This window comes from Maribacter polysaccharolyticus, from assembly GCF_028882255.1.
GTDB classification, from domain to species: Bacteria; Bacteroidota; Bacteroidia; order Flavobacteriales; family Flavobacteriaceae; genus Maribacter_A; species Maribacter_A polysaccharolyticus.
Genome location: NZ_JARBUY010000004.1, coordinates 109,215 through 133,555, shown reverse-complemented (window position 1 = coordinate 133,555; position 24,341 = coordinate 109,215). Strand labels below are relative to the sequence as shown.

General features: G+C 39.6%; 16 protein-coding genes. 13 read left to right on the top strand and 3 right to left on the bottom strand.

The features are described 5' to 3' along the window. Window positions 1-5 precede the first annotated feature (5 nt). The 3 genes from PHU20_RS13265 to PHU20_RS13255 all read right to left on the bottom strand — a co-directional run bounded on the left by PHU20_RS13265 (window position 6) and on the right by PHU20_RS13255 (window position 2,348). Window positions 6-434, bottom strand: a complete 429-nt coding sequence (locus tag PHU20_RS13265) for a SoxR reducing system RseC family protein (protein ID WP_274825870.1) — start codon at window positions 432-434, stop codon at window positions 6-8. A 204-nt stretch (window positions 435-638) separates the two neighbouring features. Beyond that, window positions 639-1,364 carry a ribonuclease activity regulator RraA gene (locus tag PHU20_RS13260; RefSeq protein WP_274825869.1) on the bottom strand — a complete coding sequence of 242 codons (726 nt, stop codon included), beginning with the start codon at window positions 1,362-1,364 and terminating at the stop codon, window positions 639-641. A gap of 24 nt (window positions 1,365-1,388) precedes the next feature. Continuing rightward, window positions 1,389-2,348, bottom strand: a complete 960-nt coding sequence (locus PHU20_RS13255) for a TIM barrel protein (protein WP_274825868.1) — start codon at window positions 2,346-2,348, stop codon at window positions 1,389-1,391. A gap of 590 nt (window positions 2,349-2,938) precedes the next feature. Between PHU20_RS13255 and PHU20_RS13250 the strand changes: the two genes are divergently transcribed. From PHU20_RS13250 to PHU20_RS13190, 13 genes are all read left to right on the top strand, one after another. Next, entirely contained in the window at window positions 2,939-3,982 is a 1,044-nt protein-coding gene (locus PHU20_RS13250) for a polysaccharide lyase family 7 protein (protein WP_274825867.1), read from the top strand. Window positions 3,983-4,105: 123 nt separating this feature from the next. Further along, a complete protein-coding gene (gene ilvD / locus PHU20_RS13245; protein ID WP_274825866.1) occupies window positions 4,106-5,821 on the top strand; it encodes a dihydroxy-acid dehydratase in 1,716 nt (571 codons plus the stop codon). Between the two features lie 59 nt (window positions 5,822-5,880). After that, the gene (gndA, locus tag PHU20_RS13240) at window positions 5,881-7,794 is read left to right on the top strand and encodes an NADP-dependent phosphogluconate dehydrogenase (RefSeq protein ID WP_274825865.1); all 1,914 of its coding nucleotides are present in this window, start codon (window positions 5,881-5,883) and stop codon (window positions 7,792-7,794) included. Between the two features lie 320 nt (window positions 7,795-8,114). Next, the gene (locus tag PHU20_RS13235; protein ID WP_274825864.1) at window positions 8,115-10,451 is read left to right on the top strand and encodes a polysaccharide lyase 6 family protein; all 2,337 of its coding nucleotides are present in this window, start codon (window positions 8,115-8,117) and stop codon (window positions 10,449-10,451) included. Between the two features lie 13 nt (window positions 10,452-10,464). Next, the gene (locus PHU20_RS13230; protein ID WP_274825863.1) at window positions 10,465-12,723 is read left to right on the top strand and encodes an alginate lyase family protein; all 2,259 of its coding nucleotides are present in this window, start codon (window positions 10,465-10,467) and stop codon (window positions 12,721-12,723) included. Between the two features lie 651 nt (window positions 12,724-13,374). Then, window positions 13,375-16,548 carry a SusC/RagA family TonB-linked outer membrane protein gene (locus PHU20_RS13225; RefSeq protein WP_274825862.1) on the top strand — a complete coding sequence of 1,058 codons (3,174 nt, stop codon included), beginning with the start codon at window positions 13,375-13,377 and terminating at the stop codon, window positions 16,546-16,548. 9 nt (window positions 16,549-16,557) lie between these two features. After that, complete coding sequence (locus PHU20_RS13220) at window positions 16,558-17,898, top strand: RagB/SusD family nutrient uptake outer membrane protein (protein ID WP_274825861.1); 1,341 nt, start codon at window positions 16,558-16,560, stop codon at window positions 17,896-17,898. 439 nt (window positions 17,899-18,337) lie between these two features. After that, window positions 18,338-19,048, top strand: coding sequence for a FadR/GntR family transcriptional regulator (locus tag PHU20_RS13215; RefSeq protein WP_274825860.1), 711 nt, complete (start codon window positions 18,338-18,340; stop codon window positions 19,046-19,048). Between the two features lie 181 nt (window positions 19,049-19,229). After that, window positions 19,230-20,519: an MFS transporter gene (locus tag PHU20_RS13210; protein ID WP_274825859.1), complete on the top strand. Its 1,290-nt coding sequence runs from the start codon at window positions 19,230-19,232 to the stop codon at window positions 20,517-20,519. A 31-nt stretch (window positions 20,520-20,550) separates the two neighbouring features. After that, window positions 20,551-21,315, top strand: a complete 765-nt coding sequence (locus tag PHU20_RS13205; RefSeq protein WP_274825858.1) for an SDR family NAD(P)-dependent oxidoreductase — start codon at window positions 20,551-20,553, stop codon at window positions 21,313-21,315. A gap of 41 nt (window positions 21,316-21,356) precedes the next feature. Then, window positions 21,357-22,397: a sugar kinase gene (locus tag PHU20_RS13200; protein ID WP_274825857.1), complete on the top strand. Its 1,041-nt coding sequence runs from the start codon at window positions 21,357-21,359 to the stop codon at window positions 22,395-22,397. A 43-nt stretch (window positions 22,398-22,440) separates the two neighbouring features. After that, a complete protein-coding gene (locus PHU20_RS13195) occupies window positions 22,441-23,664 on the top strand; it encodes a 6-phosphofructokinase (RefSeq protein WP_274825856.1) in 1,224 nt (407 codons plus the stop codon). 6 nt (window positions 23,665-23,670) lie between these two features. Then, window positions 23,671-24,339, top strand: a complete 669-nt coding sequence (locus PHU20_RS13190; RefSeq protein ID WP_274825855.1) for a bifunctional 4-hydroxy-2-oxoglutarate aldolase/2-dehydro-3-deoxy-phosphogluconate aldolase — start codon at window positions 23,671-23,673, stop codon at window positions 24,337-24,339. The last annotated feature ends 2 nt before the right edge of the window (window positions 24,340-24,341 follow it).

The following is a 24,341-nucleotide window of genomic DNA, read 5'->3' as shown; positions in this document are numbered from 1 at the left end:
GTTAACTATATTTTTACAACGGAAATTTTAAATGTTTTTTTAAAGGTGTTCCTTAAAATATAGAGTAAAAGGTAATAGGGGATCAATATTAAAAGGGATACAATGCCTGCCATCCATTCTTCAAGGAATAGTGAGGAGCCGATTAGCGTACCTACCATAAGTAAAAAAGGGAATATGTAGGCCCAGACAACGGCTTTAAGTCCCAGTCCTTTCTTAAGGACAACGTTTACGGGTTCGTTCAAGGTAAAGGATTGCCCGGAATTGGGGATTTCGACTTCTTTGGAACCGGATTCTGATATACCACATGTGCTTTTGGCACGACAAGATTCACAATGCACATTCTCGTCCAAAGAAACAATAAGCGAACCATTGCTCTTTTTGGAAATTACACCGGAGTGTATATATGCATCTTTGTTTGATATCCCTGAATCCATTTTAAAAATGGTAGTTAGTCTCTTAAATTCTGGACATAAAAATAAGCTTATCGGTTTGTGGATAACATGACAAATGTCAGGATTGGCAAAGTGGATCGTTGATTTTTAGCTCTTTGGAATCATTCTAAAGAACGTGCTTAAAAAATAAGGGGCGAAATTTATCCTTCCGCCCTTTTTAAAAATTAGGGAATTGATAGTTGGCAACTACAAACTATCGGCATTGTTTTTTTTCCAAAGCTCAAATTCCTTTTTGATCTTTTCGTCAACAAGGGGGTAAAGTCCTATGACCGCATGTCCATTTTTCACTTGCTGTATGACAAATTCCTCATACAAGGTCATTTGAATGCATTCCTCGGCTACTTCATGGGCTATTTGGGCCGGTATCACCATGACGCCATCATCATCACCTACCAAAATATCGCCGGGAAATACCGCAACGTCACCACATCCAATAGGTTCATTGATTGAAATGGCTTGGTGTAAGGTAAGGTTGGTAGGTGCGGAAGGACGATTGTGATATGAAGGAAGTTCCAACGCGGCAATTTCGGCTGAATCCCGGAACCCACCATCGGTGACCAGTCCGGCGGCACCACGGACCATTAATCTTGTCGCTAAAATGGAACCTGCCGAAGCGGCGCGGGCATCTTTTCTACTGTCGATGACCAGGACGGCCCCTTTCGGACATTCCTCGACGGCAACTCGTTGAAGGTGTTTGGGGTCCCTGAACACTTCTATAGGGTTAAGGTCCTCCCTAGCCGGGATATATCTTAGGGTATAGGCCTCACCGACCATGTTGGGTTTGTTGGGTTTCAATGGTTTGACATCTTGGATAAATTGGTTCTTTAAGCCTCTCTTAAACAAGCAGGTAGCTATTGTAGCCGTACTGACTTTTTTAAGTTTTTCCTTGGTTGTGTTTAAATTTGTTCCCATGTTGAAATGCTATATGAAGTTTACTTATTCGGCTTTTTCCCAAGCTTCTTTGAGGAATTCCAAATCTTTTTTCATGGCATTGAATACCTCTTTTTTAGGGATCGTTATTTGGGATTCCCCGCGTTCGGCCCCGCCGAGGTCATATTCCAAATGAAGGGAAATGGGAACGTTGATCTTGTATTTTTTCAATAAGGAAAAGTACCGGCCGAAATCTACCATGCCCTCACCAAGCGGGGTGTTCACGGGTTTCCATGTTCCGTTCTCCTTCCCCCATTTGAAGTCTTTGATTACGATTGAATTTATATAAGGTCGTATGTGTCTTAAACCCAGTTCCCAACAGGTGCCCCCCTCGACCATTGCGTGTCTTATATCGTACTGACAGCCCATATGTTCGTTTGGGGAATGCCCAAGTATGGGCGGTATGTCCCAGATTGGGGCGCCGACATGGTTGCCGGCGTGGTTTTGGTAGCCTCCTATCAGGCCATACTTTTTGTTCACGGTTTCCAGTTTTTTGAACTGTTGGGCATATAGGGCTTGGCTTTCTTCGATCGTCCTGTTTTCAGGATAGGAAAGCCATCCGGTACGGTAGTGGGTAAAATTCAACGCACTGGCCGTTTTTAGTACGGACAGGGATTCTTTTTTTTCAGCATCTAGAATATTGGTCGTCATCATCAGGGGAAGCAAATCGAATTTTTTCATTGCCTCAACGGCTTTGGGCAATTCATCTACGACTTTTTCAGGTGAGACGTGACCCTTGGGCCGTACGGTAAGGTCTACCCCGTTAAAGCCCATATCGGCTGTGGCTTCTGACATGGCATCATAATCCAAGAACTGAAGGTGTTTCGAAAAGAGGAATACGTTTGGGCCTACATCGGGGTTCTTGAAATTTTCAAATGCATTTCGGGCAATGCCGGGGAAAGGAAAAACCAGTGCCGAACCGGCTAAGGCTGATTGTTTTATGAAATCTCTTCTGCTACGTTTCATATGCTATGGATTTTAAGGTTGATTTTCGGTTTTCTTGGTTAAGCCCTTGTCCATGAATTATCCTTCTTGATGCAACCTTCCGAACCTCATCTTTTGTATGATGTGGCTAGCGGGATATAGGTTGCTGGCCTAAACAGGATTCAATAGGATACGGATAATTTTTGCCTTTTCATCATTAAGCCCAATCCTTAAATATAAGTTTAGGATTGTAGTGTTAAAAATTTGTCATTTCTACAAATATACATATATTTGGTCAACCAAACTGGTTAACCAGTTAATGTACGAAGTTTAATGCCCTTTTTCAATCTTCATTGCAGGTTTTAGGGTTTGCCCATTAATCAGCCAAGAAAACAGGTGATGAACGCAATAATATTGTTGAAAAAGCCCTTTTGAGTGAAATAATCATTTTGGCACAAAGTGTTTGTGAAGGTATTTCCATTGAATTTATGAAATAAGGTACGGAAGAATATTTTGGGGAATGATGGGCATTTCATAATTAGGCTTTCAGATATCCAATTCATAAAATACAGAAGTTGAAGGGATTTTTTATCTATAATTGACGCGCTAAAACAAAATATCAAATTTATAAAATGAAAAAATCATTGATAATTATATGGGCACTTTCAACGTTGGTTGCCTGTAAAAATAAAACCGAATCGACTTCAGGTACAGATCCGCAAATTGAAGAATCGATTAAGTACCCAAGTGATGTTATCCCATTTATGGATGAATGGAAAATTCTTTTAGGCGATGGTACCCGCTCAGAAGAATTGGTGAATTTTGAAAAAGAAAACTTTTTTTATGTTGAAAATGATGGTTCGACGGACTGGGTCGTATATAAAACACCCAATTCGGGTGTTACTTCGCCAAATTCGAGCAATACAAGAACGGAGTTGGGACAAAAAAAACATTGGACAACCGAAACTGGGGGAAAACTGACAGGTACCTTGAAAGTGCAACATGTTTCTACTTCAGGTGATGCTAGGGTCGCTGCTTCCTATGCTGTGGTAGTAGGGCAAATACACGGTAATGATGGCCATGAAAATGAGCCATTGAAAATTTTTTACAAAAAATTCCCTGGTCACCAAAAAGGATCTGTATTTTGGAATTATGAGATCAATACAGAAGGAAGTAATGATGGTAGATGGGATTTTTCGACGGCCGTTTGGGGTTATGATATGTCCGTCGTAGGAACCAGCCCAAACACATATCCTGAAGAACCTGAAGATGGTATTGCCTTAGGCGAAGAATTTAGTTATGAGGTTAATGTATATAATGGTATAATGTATCTTAAGTTTACCAGTGATGGTCATGAGACCAAACTGTTCACTAAAAATTTGATCAAGTCCGATTATGTGAACAAATCGGATATTCCAAAACAAATAATAGACTTGTATTCTGCAATTGGTAGGGATGGTACGGAAAAACCAAACGCTTATGCCGGAGAAATGCAGAATTTTAAACAAGGGGCATACAATCAAACAAATGGTAAAAATCCCGAAGATAATATTGTTTGGAGTACGGGTTCGGAAACCTATGGAGGCGATATACCCAAACAATATGCAAACGGTTGTTATGCCGAGGTTTGGTTTAGAGAAGGTACCGTTGGTGAGGGCGTTAAACCAGAAATTTAAAAAAGAATCCTATAATTAAAGGATCATCTGTTAGGAAATAGCTCTGGATGTTGAATAATCAAAAAAGGAAAGAATTCTCAAGCTTTTTTTAGTAGGGATGATTAATGAAATAAGGAATAAACTATGATGAAAAGCCAGAAAATTAGAGAGCTTGCTCCAGAGATGGATTCTCTGCGTATTGGTGCCGGTTGGACTAAAAAAGAATTGGCTATGCCTCAAGTAGCCATTGAAAGCTCATTTGGGGATAGTCATCCAGGAAGTGTACATCTAAATAAGTTTGTTGAAATAGCGCGTGAAACCTTGAAAGAAATCAATGTAAAAGGTTCTCGTTTTTATTGTACGGATATGTGTGATGGTCAAGCACAAGGACACGATGGGATGAATTTCTCCCTCGCCTCACGAAATGTTATGTGTGACATGATTGAGACGCAGTTGTCCGCTACACCATTTGATGGTGCTTTGTTCATAACATCATGTGATAAATCAATGCCAGCCAGACTAATGGCAGCTTGTAGGTTGGATATTCCTTCTATTATAATACCTGGAGGGGTGATGAAATCCGGTCCGGGAATGTTAACCTTAGAGCAAATAGGAATGTATAGCGCACATTATGAACAAGGTAAGATAACTAAAGAAAAATTTGATTCTTTACGTGAAAGCGCTTGTCCCACTTGTGGCTCGTGTTCGTTTATAGGTACTGCAGCAACCATGCAAATAATGGCAGAAGCACTGGGTTTAACATTGCCAGGGGCTTCCATACGTATTGCAGTCTCCAATGAGTTGGAGCAGGTAACCAAAGACTCTGCCATAAGTTTGATGTCCCTTATAGAAAAAGATATTGTACCTTCTAAAATAGTAACTCAAAAAGCTTTTGAAAATGCTATTATGGTGCATGCGGCCATTGCGGGGTCATCTAATACGTTAATTCATATGCCTGCCATTGCACATGAGCTTGGGTTTAAGTTAGATGCTGATTTATTCGATCAAATACATAGAAAAATTCCTTGGTTGTTAAATTGCAGACCATCAGGAAAATATCCTGCAGAATTATTTATCTATTCAGGTGGAGTTCCAGGAATAATGCGAGAAATAAAAGAGTATCTTCATTTAGATGAGCTCACCGTATCAGGAAAAACAGTTGGAGAGAATCTTGATGAGTTAGAAAAAAATGGGTTTTATAATGATTGTTATAAAAATTTAGCGCCTTATGGTATAAAACCGGAAGATGTTATTCGTCCTGCTAAAAACCCTTTAAATGAAGAAGGTGCTATTGCAATTTTAAAAGGAAATATTGCTCCTTTGGGTTCAGTTACAAAACACTCTGCTATAGCTAAAGAAATGCAACAGGTTACTCTGAAAGCTAGGGTTTTTGAAAGCGAAGAGGAAGCCTTAAAAGCGGTATTAAGTAAAGAAATAAAACCAGGAGACGCCGTTTTTATTAGGTGTGAAGGTCCAAAAGGAAGTGGCATGCCAGAAATGTTTTATACCACCGAAGCCATTGCAAGTGATGCAGAATTAATTTCAACCACTGCCTTAATAACAGACGGACGTTTTTCAGGAGCCACCCGTGGGCCAGCCATTGGTCACGTTTCACCAGAAGCTGTTGAGGGTGGGCCAATTGCCCTAATTGAAGATGATGATTTAATTAGAATTGATATTCCGGGAAGAAGGTTAGACCTAATTGGAGTTAATGGAGTGCCCAAAGAAGCAAGTGAAATCCATATTATTTTAAAAAACAGAAAATCAAATTGGGTAGCACCCGAAAACAAATTTAAAAAAGGGTTACTCGCAAGGTTTACAAAATCAGTATCATCGGCTATGGATGGGGCCATTCAATAAAATAGAACCTACAGCAATAGTGGAAATCTGTTTTTAAGTGAACAACATAATTGTATAATATGAATGAAGAGGCGTCTAAAACAAAAGTAATTTATGTCATGGGAGTTTCTGGTTGCGGAAAAAGCACCATTGGACATATGTTGTCTAAAGCTTTAAAGCTCCCATTTTTTGATGGAGATGATTTTCATCCTAAAAAAAATATTAGAAAGCTTAGTAACGGTATACCGTTAACCGATGAGGACCGGTATAACTGGTTGGTTAAAATTAATAAACTTGCAAAAGACCAACTAGAGGAAAACAGTTGCATTATAGTTTGTTCTGCATTAAAAAAATCATACCGGGATATTCTAGAAAAAGAAATTCAGGGTCAAGTAGAATGGGTTCATTTAGTGGGGTCTTTTGATCAAATTTTTGAACGCTTAGATAAAAGAGAAAACCATTTTATGCCTCCAGAATTATTGAAATCCCAATTTGACATTTTAGAGTATTCAAAGGAGGCTTTAGAAGTTAATGTTAGTTTAAGTCCAGAGGAGATAGTCCAGTATATTATTAAAGAATTAAAAGATAAAGAAATAAATATAAAATCAGAATTCGGTTTATTGGGTTTAGGGGTCATGGGAAAAAGTCTTTGCAGGAATTTAGCCAATAAGGGCTTTAGAATTTCCATGTTCAATAGACATGTTGAAGGCATCGAAGAAAATGTAGCACTGGATTTTAAAAATAAACATGAAGAATTATCAATATCCCAACCTTTTGATGATTTAAAGGGGTTTGTGGAATCTATACAAGAACCTCGTAAGATCATGTTGATGGTAAATGCCGGTAAAACCGTTGATATTGTTATTAACGATTTACTGCCACATTTGTCAACGGGAGATATCATCATCGATGGAGGGAATTCCAACTACAACAAAACCAAAGAACGATTTGAATATTTAAAATCCAAAAATATCCATTTTATAGGTACAGGCGTATCTGGAGGGGAAGAAGGTGCTCTTAAAGGACCATCCATTATGCCAAGTGGAGACCTAAGTGCGTATAACGAAGTAAGGCCATTTTTGGAATCAATAGCAGCTAAAGACGATAATAATTTACCTTGTTGCACGTATATTGGGCCTGAAGGAAGTGGACATTTTGTGAAAATGGTGCATAACGGAATTGAATATGCCGAAATGCAGTTATTGGCGGAAGTATTCGGGATACTTACGGCCACCGGAAAGGATCCAGACGAAATCGCAGATATTCTGGAAGGTTGGAAAGAAACCGCGAACAGTTATTTATTGGAAATTACGATATCGATTCTCCGTAAAAAAGAGGGTGGGGATTGGTTGGTCAATAAAATATTGGATAAGGCCGGAAATAAAGGAACAGGAAATTGGGCAACTATCGCCACGGCGGAATTGGGTGCCCCAACCACAATGATCGCTTCAGCTTTGTTTGCTCGTTACGTATCTTTTTATAAAGAAGATAGGGTTGAAGCTAATGAGGTTTTTAGGAAAAACAGTTCATCAATTATCGATATATCATCAAATGATTTATTGAACACATATCATTTTGCGAGGATCATTAATCATTTTCAAGGAATGAAAATGATTCATCAAGCTTCAGAAACCTATGGCTGGAATTTGAATTTAAGCGAGATTGCCAGAATATGGACTGCAGGTTGCATCATTAAATCCGATTTAATGGTTGAATTGGTCGAAGTATTGAAATCATCGGCTTCCATATTGAAAAATGACAAGATAATTCAATATATAAAATCCTTAAAACCTAGTGCAAATAAGGTGGTTGCGGAATGTATATTGAATGAACGGCCAATTCCATGTTTAAGTGAAGCCATCAACTTTTTAAATAGCTATACAACGGCAAAATCTTCAGCAAATATAATTCAGGCACAGCGGGACTATTTTGGGGCGCACACCTATCAAAGGATCGATGATGATTCGGGAAAATATTATCATACCAACTGGTAATAACCACCTAAACTTAATACAGGTCTTGTCCCAGCATTAAAAAGGTTGCATTTCCTTTAGTTTTTTTATGGAATGGGAATGTTTTAATAGCCATTGAAGTATATAAAAACAAGTCCAAGGGAATGTTTCAGACGGTCTACGGCTTTGTTTTTCCTTAGTGTTGATTCTTAAATTGGTATATGGGTTGGGTTGTTTGTTTTCATCGGTTTTCTTACAAATGTTAATATAGCATAGTTTTGGATTAATTTCGCATCGAAAAATTTGTTTCCTTAAGAAATATCTATATATTTGGTAAACCAAACTGGTTAACCAATTTAATCATGAAAAATCAACGCTCAATTTTATTCGGAATCTGCGCCCTTTTACTTTTCTTTTTTTCGTGTAATGAAAAGGATAGTGGAACCCTTGTAAAAGATATTTCTGAATTCAACGATGCAGTTTCCAATGCGCAACCGGGAGATGTTATTACCATGGCAAATGGTGTCTGGAAAGATGCCGAATTAGTCTTTGAAGGTAAGGGGTCTGCAGAACATCCTATTAAATTAACAGTTGAGGAAAAAGGTAAGGTAACTCTGGAAGGTGCTTCCAATCTGCAGATTGCGGGAGAACATTTAATTGTGGAAGGTCTTGTTTTTAAAAATGGATATACGCCTACGAATGCCGTTATTTCATTCCGGAAAAATAAGGAAGAAATGGCTAGTAATAGTCGCTTAACGGAATGTGTTATCGATAATTATACCAACCCTGAACGCCATGTTCAGGATTATTGGATTACGATCTATGGAAAAAACAATCGCATCGACCATAACCATATCGTCGGGAAAAAGAATTTAGGGGTTACCATGATCGTTGGTTTGGATACTGAGGACAGTAGGGAAAACAATCATAAAATAGATCATAACTATTTTGGTCCCAGACCTACTTTTGGTAACAATGGTGGGGAAACTTTAAGGATCGGGACAAGTCATCATGCCCTGGAAAGCTCCAATACCCTTGTCGAATCCAATTATTTTGATAGGTGTAATGGGGAACATGAAATCATATCCAACAAAGCTTGTAATAACACCTTTAAATACAATACATTTTATGAATGCACGGGAACGTTGACGATGCGTCATGGGAATGAAACATTGGTAGATGGCAATGTATTTATTGGGAACAACAAACCAAGTACAGGGGGTGTCCGTATTATTAACGAAACACAAACGGTTATAAATAACTACCATATTGGTTTAACGGGTTATCGTTTCAGGGGGGCATTCGTAATGATGAACGGTGTGCCGAATTCCCCGCCAAATCGTTATGTACCGGTAATAGACTCTAAGTTAAGTAATAATACGTTCATTAATTGTGAATATATTCAATTGTGTGCGGGAAGTGATGCGGAAAGAAGTCAAGCCCCTAAGTCTTCAGAGATTTCGGAAAACATTTTTTATAACGAAAACAAAAAAGACATCTTTACGGTTTATGACGATATAAGTGGTATTACGTTTAAAGATAATATTCTAGGCCAAAACAATGTAACAAGTATCAAGCAAGGTTTTGAAAACGCGGATATTACCTTAGTAAAAAACGAGCAAGGTTTTTTAATCCCTACCTCGGATAAAATTAAGAACAAGGTGACGATCAGCCCAAAAATTGCCACGAAAGAAAATACCGGAATACCTTGGTATTCTAAAGTGGATGAAGGTGTGGCTTTGAATTCCGGAAAAACAATACAGGTAGAACCGGGCATCAATACCTTGTTCGAGGCAGCGAAAAATTCTGGACCGGGCGATATTTTGGAGTTGACATCTGGGGAGACCTATTTGTTGACCAAGGCGGCGAAGGTTAAGCATCCACTAACCTTTAAATCGTCAGGTGAAGAAAAGGCGGTTATTTTGTTTGAGCGTATGATGGCTTTCGAAATTCAAAACGGTGGAAGTCTGTCTTTGGAGAACGTGAAATTCGATGGGGCAAGCTCGCCGGATTATGCAGGGAATTCGGTAATCAGTACCAGTAAAAAGTCGATGACCGAAAACTATAAATTATTCATTGACAATTGTGATTTCGAAAATTTTGTCGTTAATCATTCATTTGATGTATTGCGGGTTGCCAAAGGAACATTCGCCGATACCATTAGCATTCAAAATTCAAGATTCAAGAATATTACAGGTCATATTGCCGCATTGGACAAAGAAACTGACGATATCGGAGCGTATAACGTTGAATACCTTATCATGAAAAACAACGTGCTTTCAGATGTACAGGGTGCGGCTTTAAGGTTATATAGGGGAGGAAAGGACGAAAGTACCTTTGGTCCTTTTTTAGAGTTGGAACACAATACCATGGATAACGTAGGCCATGGAGCAAAAAATAAATACCAAACGGCCTTGTCGTTGTATGGTGTTCAGGTTACCGACATCAAGGATAATCTTTTCAATAATAGTAAAGGAGTCGATATGCATTTGGTTGTAGGGGAGCCCATAGTCAATGTGGTGAACAATAACTTTTATAAATCGGATCTTCTTAAAGTCACCGGAGATCAAAAGTATCATGTCGAAAACCTATGGACCTTGCCTATTGAGTTCGCAAATGAGTCAGAATTTGTATTAAAGGAAAATTCCCCATTATTGAAAAAGGGAACGGATGGTTTAAATCTTGGGGCTGTTCAATAATAAAAAAATGAAAATGAAAAAAGCACTAGGGGGTCGAATCCTATTCTTTTGTTCCATAGTTTGTCTATTGTTCGGCATACAAGGGTATGCCCAAGAACACCCTAATTTGATATTGACCAAGGCGGGAGTTGAAAAGATAAGGGCCGAATTGGGAAGTATCCCTATTTTCGATACTACTTTGAAACAGGTTCAAGAGGAAGTCGATGCGGAAATCGCCTTGGGTATCCATACCCCGATTCCTAAGGATTATTCTGGGGGGTATACCCACGAACGCCATAAGAGAAACTTCATTATTCTACAAAAAGCCGGGGTATTGTTCCAGATTCTTGAAGATGAAAAATATGCTATTTATATACGCGATATGTTGTTTCAGTATGAAGCAATGTACAAAGACTTACCGGTACACCCCAAGGAGCGTTCCTACGCTAGAGGCAAATTATTTTGGCAGTGTCTGAATGATTCGAACTGGCTGGTCTATGTGAGTCAAGCATACGATTGTGTGTATGATTGGCTATCCAGTAAAGAAAGAAAGAAGTTGGAAAAGAACCTCTTTCGGCCTTTTGCCGATTTTATATCGGTTGGTAATCCCCAATTTTATAACAGGATACATAACCATAGTACATGGGGCAATGCCGCTGTAGGCATGATCGGTCTGGTCATGGGTGATGATGAATTGATCGCTCGGGCTTTATATGGTATTAAAGATGCTAAATTGGATATAAATGCAAAGGATAATGATGGTGGTTTTATTTTTTCGAAAGATAAGAAAGCAGGTTTTTTGGCCAATTTGGACGAGCCTTTCTCTCCTGACGGGTATTACACCGAGGGGCCTTATTATCAAAGATATGCCATGTACCCATTTCTGATTTTTGCTGAAGGGTTGCAAAATGTTAGGCCAGAACTCAATATTTTTGCACACAAGGATAGTGTACTTTTAAAATCTGTTGATGCCCTTTTAAACCTTTCGGATAAGGATGGGGAATTCTTTCCGCTCAATGATGGTCAGAAGGGTATGTCCTATTATTCCCGTGAATTGGTTACTGCAGTTGATATCGCCTATCATTTTGGAGGTAATAATCCAGGGTTGTTGAGTATCGCCAAAAAGCAAGACCAAGTGGTATTGGATGATACCGGACTTTCAGTAGCATTGGGGTTAAAGGAAAATAGAGAACAACCCTTTGTGAAAAAATCGATTTTACTCAGTGACGGTCCCGAAGGGAATGAAGGTGGTGTTGGTATTCTCAGGTATGGCCAAGAAGAACTGTCGTTGGTCTTTAAATATGCAGCACAGGGGCTGAGTCATGGTCATTATGATAAACTGTCATATTCCTTATATGACCAAGGGGATGAAGTACTACAGGATTATGGACTTGCACGTTTTGTCAACATCGAACAAAAAGGCGGGGGTAATTATTTAAAGGAAAATAAAACGTGGGCAAAACAGACCGTGGCCCATAACACGGTCGTACAGAACATGGTTTCCCATTTTAACGGTAAATATGAAATTGGAAGTCAGCATCATTCAGAATTAGTCTTTTCAAATATTACGGATCCCGATTTTCAGATCATCAGTGCAAAAGAGGAAAATGCCTATCCCGGTACATTGATGCACCGAACTTTGGTGATGATAAAAGACCCGGATTACGAGAGGCCATTTGTGTTGGATATTTTTAATATCATCTCGGATAAGGAAAACCAGTATGATCTGCCATTTAACTTTATGGGCCAGGTCATGAAAGCCAATTTTGAGTATGAAACGCCATCCAGTTTGCAGGCTTTGGGTGATGATAACGGTTATCAACATTTATGGCTTGAGGCAAAAGGTAATCCGTTAACGGAGAATACTAAACTATCATTTTTGAACCAAGGCCGGTTTTATACATTGACTACGACCGCTGAGGGATCCGATGAACTATTATTCACAAGATTGGGTGCCAATGATCCTGAATTCAATTTACGAAGGGATGCTTCCTTTATAGTGCGCCGAAAAGCACAGAATACTGCATTTGTATCGGTTATTGAACCCCACGGAGGTTATAGTCCAGTGTCGGAATTCGCTGTTAATTCAAATAGCAATATAGAAAATTTAACGCTGGTTGGTAATGATGAAAACTACACCGGGGTATCCATTAAGGATAAGAATGGACATGAATTGATAGTAGTGATTTCCAATAATGATGCATCCTCGGAAACAATACATGAATTGAATATTGACAATACGCAATATAAATGGTCGGGTCCTTTCAATTGTATTAAAATCAAAAAACAATAGCAATATCCAATCTTTCCTTTATTGGTCAATATGAATTTACAATCGGTGGCGTGACCAAAATCTTAAGATAGTGGGGGTATTTTCCACCCCATGTACTCCGTAGGACAAGTTATCCAAAACCAGGTATTTCAATTCCTGTTTTCTGTCCAAGTCCCGAGGATTTTAGGAAGTAACCTTAAATTTTCAAAAGGAGTGTTACATATTTCATAAAAATTAGGGGGTAAAAATTAAGTCTAAATCAAATTTTAACATAAAAATTGGGTTTAGATTTTTTTTTAACACTTATATAACATATATTTGGTTATCCAAATTGGTTGACCAGTTTGGATAACCAAAAAAATCTAGATAAAATTAATGCTAACTCAAATAAATCAATATTCAATGAAATTAGACAGGGAATACTAAAAAAAAAGGACAGGTGCCAACCTGATCCATTTCAACGATCCCTTCTTTTCAGAAGAGGGAGACAATCAAAACTTATAATGCTTTACGGAAAAACATGCTTTCTTCAAAAATCAATAAAATTCAGAGATTGTTTTAGAAACATGGTGTGCAGGTAAGGTAGGGGGATTGGAGATCAAGATATCTCATATGATCAATACTTTAAAAGGGTATTGAAATGTAAAAACTATCAACATAATAAGATTACAAATGAATTTAAAATCGAAATTAATTTTAATGGTATTATTGCTCGGCAATATATCATTATTTGCACAAGATGGTTATGTACTCTCGGGTACGGTAACAGATGAGGCAAATGTTCCCATTCCGGGCGTAAACGTTATCATTGTAAATACAACAAGGGGGACGGCAACCGATTTTGACGGAATGTTTCAATTGGAAGTTGCAAATGGTGAGGAGCTTCAATTTTCGTATTTGGGCTATGTTACCCAAACTGTTGTTGTTTCCGGTCAGGAACAAGTTAACATTATCATGAAAGAAGATGCGGCGCTCTTGGAAGAAGTTGTAGTTGTTGGTTACGGTACACGTAAAAAATCGCACTTAACCGGTGCTGTTGCCCAAGTTGGGGGTGAAGATGTTGCAGCTGTACAGACTGCAAGGGTCGATGATGCATTGGCAGGTAAGTTGCCCGGTGTTTTGATCCAAAATCAAGACGGGTCACCTGGTGCCGATCCTAAAATCCAAATTCGAGCGGCATCATCAATTTCAGGGGATTCAAGTCCACTGATCGTTGTCGACGGATATCCAATTTCAGGTAATCTGGCAACTGTGAACCCGAACGATATCCAAAGTTTGGAGGTATTAAAAGATGCTGCTTCCGCTGCAATTTATGGTTCTAGAGGAGCAAATGGTGTTATTTTGGTCACCACTAAAAAAGGTAAGACAGGTAAGGCAAGTTTCAGCTATAATGCTTACACGAGTTTCTCAAGCAAGTACCGCGACAATATACTTAAGTCAGGACCGGAATGGGCTACCTTCGCACGGTCTGAGATTGCTGCCGGTAATTGGGACCTTTCTCAAGTTGATCCTGCTTTTGTGGAATATAGATTAAGTGCCTATGAGAATTCACCGGGTGCCATAAGTCCAGAAGATTGGCTTTTTCGAAGTGGGAATGCTATGAGCCATGATTTTAGTATGAGCGGAGGTACCGACGATGTAAATTACTTCGCTTCCATTGGTTATCAGAACGCTGAGGGTGTAATCATTACTGAAGGTTTTGAAAGATTGAACGCGCGTTTGAATGTAGATGCCAAACTGGGTGAAAAGTTTAGGACAGGTATAAGTTTCAATGGGTTCACTTCACATAGGGATATCTTAGGTCATGACATGAGGGACCTTTTAAGAGCTTATGGTGTTCATCCAATTTACCACACAGCGGAGTCTATTGCATTCGTGCAAGCCTTGGATGCGGAAGCCCAGGCATTGGGACTTGCTGCCTTTGACAATGGTTGGAGGGGTTCTACCTATGAGGCAAGTAGTATTTATGATTTAGAACCTGGTATGGCGGCCCAAGATTGGCATTATGGTAGGGCAAATAATGGTATTGGGGGCTCTGGTGATGCAGGCCCTGCTGCAAAGCTCGATAATACGGAACGTTGGGAAAGAACGTTTTTCGGTAACGTTAGTTCTTATTTGCAATACGAAATCATAGATGGGTTGAACGTCAAAACCGTTTTAGGTGGGGATCTTAAGGATACACAATTCTATGAACATAGATTACTTGGGTATGATTCACGAGCGCGTACTTCTCAAACGTATATGGACCAAGAAGATCTAAAAGTATTTTCCGTATTGAGTGAAACTACTTTGAATTATGCCAAGGAAATTGGCAAGCATGATATAGCTGCAGTAGCCGGTATTGAATTCCAATCTACGAAATTGAAAGGGACCGCTTTGGATGGTTCTAATGTACCCGATACCGCCATTCAAAATTATAATCTGTTCAATCCTGAGGATATCACCGTAACGGAGCGAGACGAAACTAGGAATAGGGAGAGTGTATTTGGAAGGATCAACTATGCGTATGACGATCGTTTTTTGGTATCGGTTTCAGCCAGAAGGGATGGCGACTCCCGTTTCGGGGCTAATAAAAGATACGAAACATTCCCAGCGCTCTCTTTAGGATGGAATATGCACAATGAATCTTTCTTAGAGGATAACGAGACATTGAGTCAATTAAAACTAAGATTTAGTGCTGGGTCTTTGGGAACTACCTCTTTTTTAGGGTCTTATGATGCATTGAGTCTATTAGAGCCCCAAGCAACCATATTCGGTACAGGATATTTAATCCCGGAAAATGTGGCAAACTCGGATTTAACATGGCAAACCAATACGGAGACCAACTATGGTGTTGACCTAGGTTTTCTAAACAATCGTTTTAGATTAGGTGTGGATTATTATACCTCGGACATTGAAGACATCTTGATCAATCAAAGTGTTTCTGAAGTATTGGGAACTACTTCCATTGTACTTAATTCGGGTGATGTGAGAAGTTCCGGTTGGGAGTTTCAGTTGGATGCCAAGGTAATATATACCGAAGATTTCTCTTGGAGTTTTAATGCCAACCTGTCTACAGTGAATACCGAAATTAAAGACCTGGGAGGTCTTGAGGAATTGCCGCAAACAATTTACGGCCAGAGCGGTAGAGGTCCTGTCTTTAGAAATTATGTAGGTGGTGAAATTGGAGAAATGTGGGGATTGGAGACCATAGGGAATGTTGAAATGATCTATTTGGAGGATGGAACGAGAAATCCAAATAATCAGACGGGTACGGCTTATGTTGTAGACCAAAACAATGATGGAGTGATAGACAATACAAGAACCGTTGAGGATGGTGGGGATTTGGTCAAACTTGGCTCGAATAACCCGGATTTTTATTGGGGTATGTCGCATAGCTTAAGTTACAAGAATTTTGATATGTCGTTCCAATTCCAGGGATCCCATGGTGCAGAAGTATACAATATAGACCCTCATTACTATGGGTCAGAATTTGGCGGCAGGTTAGTGGACAGTTTTGATGCCGATGGTGATGGCATTGCCGATAATAATGGCGAATATTATATAGGCAAAAGATTTCAAACAGACGCTTATTTACAAGATGCTTCTTTTGTAGCGCTAAGAAACCTAACTGTTGGTTACACGCTTAAGCCAGAACTTACTGAGAAGTTGGGACTGAATTCTGTTAGGTTATATGCCGCGGCCACTAACTTATTGTATATAATGGCGGATAATTATACCTCTTATAACCCAGAGGGTGTAAAGACTTCGGGTAGTGATTATCTTGGACCGACAACCTACGGGGCGCAAGTTGGTGCGGCTCCCATCGTTAGAAGTTTTACGATTGGTTTAAATGTTAATTTTTAAATAAAAGAAATGAAAAAAATATATATATTATTGGGGTCGTTGTTCTTGATACTGGCATGTGATAGTGATTTGGATCAATACCCATCCAATATCGCCAGTTCAGATTCATTGACCGAATTCGATGGTGTTTTGAATGCAGCCTATTACTATCAGCTCGGTGCTGTTACCCCAATGGCAGTAATGGGTGAATTTAGGTCTGACAATGCTTTTATGTTCGAACCCCCATACACTGAATTCGATGAATACGATAATGGTCTGACGGCCATGGAAGACCAATTCTTCGGACCATTCTATACAGCATTGTACAAGTCGATATTAAGTGCGAACAATGTAATTGAAAATTCTACGGATGCTACCGAGATTGGTGAGGCAAAATTTTTAAGGGCTTTGTCATATTTTAAACTGGTGCAGGTTTTTGGGGATGTAACGGTTAATTTAGACGCCGATCCAAGCTTAACGGATACGTCTATTTTAGTAAGGCAGCCGGCCAATGATGTCTATAATAATGTTATCATTCCTGATTTGACAGATGCCATTGCCGCTTTGGACAATTCTGAAATAACTAGTGGTCGAGCATCCAAGATCGCTGCCCAGGCCTTGTTGGGGAAAGTATATGCCTCCAGGGGGGATTATAGCAGTGCAGAGACACATTTGGCCGCTGTTGTCAACGGGGCTGCCGCTGCGGGCGTCGAACTGAAAGAGAATTTTAATGAGATTTTCGGTGTGGAAAATGAGGTGGAGAATTCTGAAATCATATTCTCGACCCAAATAGTAAGTTCCATAACAGATGAATACTCTTTTGCTTCACGTTTTTGGAATTGGTTTGTTGGTGATGATTCAAAATCCGATTTTCCAGTGGATCCGGATTTGGTCGCTGCCTTTGATGCAAGTGATGCCAGTGGTGGAGGTACCGATTTAAGAAGGACGGTAACGCTTAGTGAAGATGGATTGACGGCTATTAAATTTCCAAAAGAAGGGGATTTAGGAGCGGAACATGACTGGATAGAGCTGAGATTGGCAGATGTTATTCTGTTATATGCAGAAACATTGAATGAAAATGGTTCTCCTGCATCAACCGTGCTTCCTTTGTTGGATGATATAAGATCAAGGGCAGGTTTGACCAGTTTAACCGGAACAGTAAGTTCGCAAGCCGATGTTAGGCAGGCTATCTTGGATGAAAGAAGATTGGAATTGGCCTTTGAAGGACAAAGATGGTTTGATTTGGTTAGAACAGGAACCGTTGATGCTGAAATGGGAGAAACTATTGATAGTAATTATCATATTTTCCCAGTTCCTGTCTCTGAAATTCTTGCCACCGATGGGGTGATTACCCAAAACCCAGGTTATTAGGAGTTAGGTTAGATAATAAGTGATAATGCCATTTATACGTGATTGTGTAAGTTAAGTATGGTTACTTTATATTGGCAAAATGGCATTATCATTAATTTGAATTGTTAGAAAAATCGATTTGCGCATATTTTCATTGTAATGGACTCCTTACGAAGAAAGCTCACATGGCTAAAAGGGGAGCGAAGCCAATTGTGGTATATGGTTTTGAATTTTGGGTTGGATTATGTTGGGATGGATGTATTTTATAAAGAAGATATAAGTTTTGATTGGTAGTTGAGTTAGTTTATGTTTGGTGGTACTGGCCCTTTTTGGCCAGTACTCCAAATTATCAGGACATTTTAAGAGATTGTCGATAAAACATATCGAATACTTTTTATGTTCGATTAATTGTTTATTTTTGACAAACCAATCTGGTTAACCAATTTTGTTATAAACTAAAATGAAGATTGAATTCCTTACTAGAGATGAAAACAGGGCTGTACAAAATGAGATTATAGCCAAAATTAGGGACCTAATAAATTTTAAAAATTTAGAGCCTGGTGATAAACTGCCTTCAGAGCGTATGCTTTCTGAAAAATTCGGGGTGAGCAGAAGTAGTTTGCGGGAGACCATTCAAAAGCTGGAGATCTATGGCCTGTTGAAATCAAGACCACAAAGTGGAACCTTCATAGCGGATATCGGACCAATTGCCATGCAAGGAATGTTCAAGGATATCCTCGAACTGGAGGCGCCTGATTTCAAGGCGCTTGTAGAAACCCGTATTTTATTGGAATTGAAGACTTGTAGATTGGCGGCATTACGAAGAACTGAAGAAGATCTGGCCCATATGAAAGAAGCCCTTGATGCATTTGCCGACAAGGTGAACAAAGGGGAAGATGCCGTTCAGGAAGATTTGTTGTTTCATCTTTCCATAGCTAAAGCAAGTGGTAATAGTACCTTGAATATGTTCATGTTGATCATAACACCGGAGATCATTACCAATTTTGAAAAATACCATGTATGTAATGTGGATCGAGAGCGATTGGGTTTGCGTATACGAGAGCATGAAGAAATATTCGAAGCGATAAAAAACCAAGACCCTACGTTGGCCAAGGAGAAAATGAAAGTGCATTTTAAAATGCTATATGAATATTGCTATAATATAGAATAGACACTACCAAAAGGTAGAGGGGCAAGATAGAACTTTACATTTTTATCTTTCTTAACTAATAGGGCCACAAATGGTGAATTATTGCACAGACCGGAATTGATCATAGGTCTAATGATTCGTTACGTTAATTATTATACGACTATTAAAATCGGGTAAATTCTCAATAAATAAACAATTAAATATGAAAGTTAAAGGATTAAGGTGGGTAATCATTGGATTGATATTTTTAGCTACCGTTGTAAATTACATAGACCGAAGTGCGCTGGGTATCATGTGGGGCGGATTGGATAAAGAAGGGACGATCGCCCATTCCTTGCAATTGACAAAAGACGATTATGCATTGATCCTAAATATCTTTATGGTTGCTTATGCATTGGGACAATTGTTCTCAGGTAAGCTGTTTGATAAGGTCGGGACCCGGATAGGATATGTCCTCAGTATTGGGATATGGGGTTTATCATCCTTTTTACACTCAACGGTACGTGGGTTGTTCTCCATAGCCTTTTTTAGAAGTACGTTGGGATTGTCCGAAGCCGGTAACTGGCCGGGAGCGGTAAAAAGTAATGCCGAATGGTTTCCCATTAAAGAACGTGCTATTGCACAGGGACTGTTCAATGCCGGAGCATCCATAGGTTCGGTCATTGCACCACTGCTTATTGCAAGCTTATATGTTGCTTTCGGTTGGAGGATCACTTTTATGGTGGTAGGTTCATTTGGGATGTTATGGATAATTCCTTGGTTGTTGATCAACAAGGCAGGACCAAAAAAGCACCCATGGATCACCGAAGAAGAACAAAAATACATATTGGAAGGTCAGAGTGCAGCGGATCAAATGGCCACGAAGGATACCAAAGGAAAAAGTTTAATGGAAATCCTTTCGTATAAAGAATCATGGGCAGTAGTCGTTGGACGATTCTTTCTAGAGCCGATTTGGTGGCTGTTCGTTGGTTGGATGCCAATTTACCTGTTCGATGTGTATGGTTTTAATGTAAAGGAAGTAGGGATGTTCTTATGGTTCCCTTATGTGGGTGCGGCCATAGGAAGTATAGCCGGTGGATTCGTTTCAGGGAAGATCATTGCGAAAACCAACTCAATCGATAAAGGGAGAAAGACAACGATATTAATTGGTGGTATCATAATGCTCTTAGGGCTTGTTGCAACCGTACTTTATGGTGATACGGCCATAAAATTCATGATTATCGTATTCTTTGTATTATTCGGATTCCAGTTTGCGATCAGTAATGTGCAAACGCTTCCAAGTGATTTCTTCAGTGGAAAATCCGTGGGATCATTGGCCGGATTGGGCGGAATGATCGGGGTGTTTTCTGTGATTATCATGAACTTTTTGGTTCCTATAGTCGTAGAAAAAATTTCTTATACGCCAATTTTCGTTGCAATTGCGGTTTTTGTTCCATTAGGCGTTGGAGCCATATACTATTTCGCAAAAAATATTCAATCAGTAGAAAAATAACAGAATTATTAAATAATTAATTTTTATAAAAATGAGCAAATTAGAAGGAAAAGTAGCCGTAATAACCGGGGCCACAGGCGGAATTGGTTTCCAAGTAGCAAAAAGATTGGGTGAAGACGGGTATACCGTTGTTTTAAATGGTATCGAAGATGAGCAAGGGGCAAAAAGAATCGAAGAGCTGACCGCTTTGGGTATTACTGCTGAATATTACGGATTTGATGTTACAAAAGAAGAAGAAGTAACTTCGAATATCAATGCAATAGGGGAAAAATATGGTAAAATTGACGTATTGGTCAATAACGCCGGTGGTTTAGGTGGAAGATCCAGGTTTGAAGAAATGACTACTGAATTTTACAGATTCGTTATGGCTTTAAATCTTGACTCTACATTTTTCGCTTCAAGAGCAGCTATTCCTTTCCTTAAAAAAGGGGAGAATGCTTCAATTATCAACTATACTTCCATAGCTGGATGGAATGCCGGTGGACCGGGCGCTGGTATCTATGGAACATCAAAAGCTGGTGTACATGCCATTACCAGAGCCTTGGCCAAAGATTTGGCAGAATACGGAATTAGGGTAAATGCGGTGTCTCCAGGTACGATCGATACACCTTTCCACGCACAGATCAAATCCACAAAACCGGAAGTGTTCGCTTCATGGAAAAACAATATTCTATTGGGCAGATTAGGGCAACCTGAAGAAGTAGCGTCGGTAATTTCGTTTTTAGTAAGCGATGATGCTTCCTTCATTACTGCGGAAACTATCCAAATTGGTGGTGGACAAGGTTTAGGAATATAAACTATAGTATAAAAACATAAATTAACTAATCCGATTTTGAAATGAAAAAAGTAGTTACTTTCGGAGAGATAATGCTAAGATTGGCACCTCCTGGATTTTTAAGATTTTCACAAGCCAATAGTTTTGATGTGGTCTATGGAGGGGGTGAATCAAATGTGGCCGTTTCCTTGGCCAATTATGGCGTTCCCGTGGATTTCGTTACGAGACTTCCTAAAAATGATATCGGTGAATGCGCCCTTATGGAAATGCGTAAGCGTGGTGTCGGAGTCGATAAAATCGTTTATGGAGGGGACCGTTTGGGAATCTATTTTCTTGAAACGGGAGCTGTAAGTAGAGGCAGTAAAGTCGTTTATGACCGGGCCCATTCTGCAATTAGCGAAATTGAATCAGGAATGATCGATTGGGATGCTGTATTCGATGGCGTTGAATGGTTCCATTGGACAGGAATCACACCTGCTATCTCACAAGGGGCAGCAGACGTATGCCTGGAAGCGGTAAAGGCCGCAAGTGAAAAAGGAATAACCATTTCCACCGATTTGAACTATCGTGCTAAATTGTGGAAATATGGAGGTGACCGTGAAGCGATCATGACAGAGTTGACATCCTATTGCGATATCATCTTGGGTAATGAAGAGGATGCGGAAATGCATTTCGGCATTAAACCAGAAGGGCTTACCGTACAGACCCAAGGACATGACGTGAAAGCAGAAGCGTTTTTGTCGGTATGTAAGCAAATGATGGAAAAATTCCCACGTGCCAAAAAAGTGATAACCACTCTTCGTGGGTCTATTTCCGCTTCACATAATACATGGGCAGGAGTCTTATATGATGGTAAAAAAATGTATGAGACACGCCAATATCAGATTACCGATATCGTGGATCGTGTTGGTGGTGGTGATTCGTTCATGGGTGGTTTGATCTACGGATTATTGAAATATCCCGAAGATGATCAAAATGCTCTGGATTTTGCAGTAGCAGCATCCTGTTTGAAGCATACGATCAAAGGCGATGCGAACTTGGTTACCGTTGCTGAGGTTGAAAAATTAATGGGCGGTGATGCCTCTGGTCGAGTTGCCAGATAATCAATTCCATTTTATACCTAAATACCCAAAAAGCGTTTCTAATATGACCAAAGGTAAATCAATCTTGATTATTTGTGGCGGAGGACCCGCACCTGGAATAAATTCAGTGATCAGTACGGTGGCCAAGGTTTTTTTAAAGGACGGTTATAGGGTCTTTGGATTGCATGAAGGTTTTAGGGGTATTTTCAGTCAAAACCCGAAAATAAAGGAATTTGATTTTGATCATGCCGATAGAATTTTTAGTCGAGGTGGATCTACCTTGGTCATGAGTAGGTTTAAACCTAGTGATGAAAAGCTGAATACAAGGCTGTTTTTGGATAATAATGTAAAACTGTTGGTCAGTATTGGCGGTGATGATACCGCCTCTACGGCCAATAGGATTACTGCATATCTTGAAAAGGAGCGTATATTGATTTCCAATATACATGTTCCCAAAACAATTGACAACGATTTGCCTTTGCCTGATAGGAATCCTACTTTTGGGTTCCATTCCGCTAAGGATGAAGGGGTGCGAATCGCCAATACGACCTATGAAGATGCGCGTACAAGTCACAATTGGTTCGTCATGTGCGCCATGGGAAGATCGGCAGGCCATTTGGCATTCGGAATAGCCACTAGTTGCCATTTTCCGATAATGGTTATCCCTGAGATGTTCAATAAAACCGATCTAACGCTCGATAAGGTCATTCGACTTATTATTTCTTCCATTGTAAAAAGAAAGATCAAAGGTGTCGAATATGGTGTGGCAATGGTCAGTGAAGGTGTTTTTCATTCAATGCCCAAATCCGAATTGGATAAAATCGGGATAAACTTCACCTATGACGACCATGGCCATCCTGAATTGGGGAATGTGAGTAAATCGCATATTTTAAATGTACTTCTGCAAAAGGAGTTGGAAAAACTTGGGTTGGACGTAAAAAGCAGGCCTGTGGAATTGGGTTATGAACTGCGCTGTTGTAGACCCATTGGATTTGATCTAACGCTATGCACACTGCTTGGCATAGGGGTAAAGAAATTATACGATCAAGGGCTAAGTGGCTGTATGGTAAGTGCAAACTCAAGGGGAGAGATAAAACCTTTGTTTTTAGCCGATATGCAGGACGAGAGCGGTAAAATTCCGCCGCGTTTGGTGGAAATTGAATCCGAGTTCGCAAATTTGTGTTTTCAAAATTTAGATTATATAAAAGAAAGGGATTATGACGCTGCCGAAAAGTATTTGAAAGATCCTTCAGCGTATGATTTCAAAAAAATATTAAATAAAAAATAAAAAGATATGGCACAATATTCAAGAATTGAAGTGGCATCCGTGATGAAAGAAACAGGCATGGTGCCTTTGTTTTATCATCCAGATATTGAATTGGGTAAAAAAGTACTTAAAGCTTGTTATGATGGTGGGGCTCGATTGATGGAGTTTACCAGTAGAGGTGATTTTGCCTTTGAGATTTTTGGCGAATTGAACAAATACGCCATAGCCGAATTGCCCGGCATGATTTTAGGGGTGGGTTCCATTACCGATGCAGGGGCTGCTTCCTTATACATGCAATTAGGGGCGAATTTTATCGTAACCCCTTCACTACGTGAAGATATAGCCATTGCATGTAATCGCAGAAAAGTACTGTGGTCGCCAGGTTGTGGGTCTTTGACCGAAATCAACAGGGCAGAGGAATTGGGATGTGAAATCGTTAAGTTATTTCCGGGATCTACATATGGCCCAGGTTTTGTAAAAGCGATTAAAGGTCCACAACCTTGGACAAGTGTAATGCCAACAGGAGGTGTATCTACAGAACCTTCGAATTTAAAAGGTTGGTTCGAAGCAGGAGTAACCTGTGTTGGTATGGGCTCTCAATTAATAAGCAAAGAGGTGCTTGCAAATAAAGATTATTCCGGTTTGGAGCTGAAGGTTAAAGAAGCCTTGGAAACGATTAAAAAAGTAAGGGGTTAGTG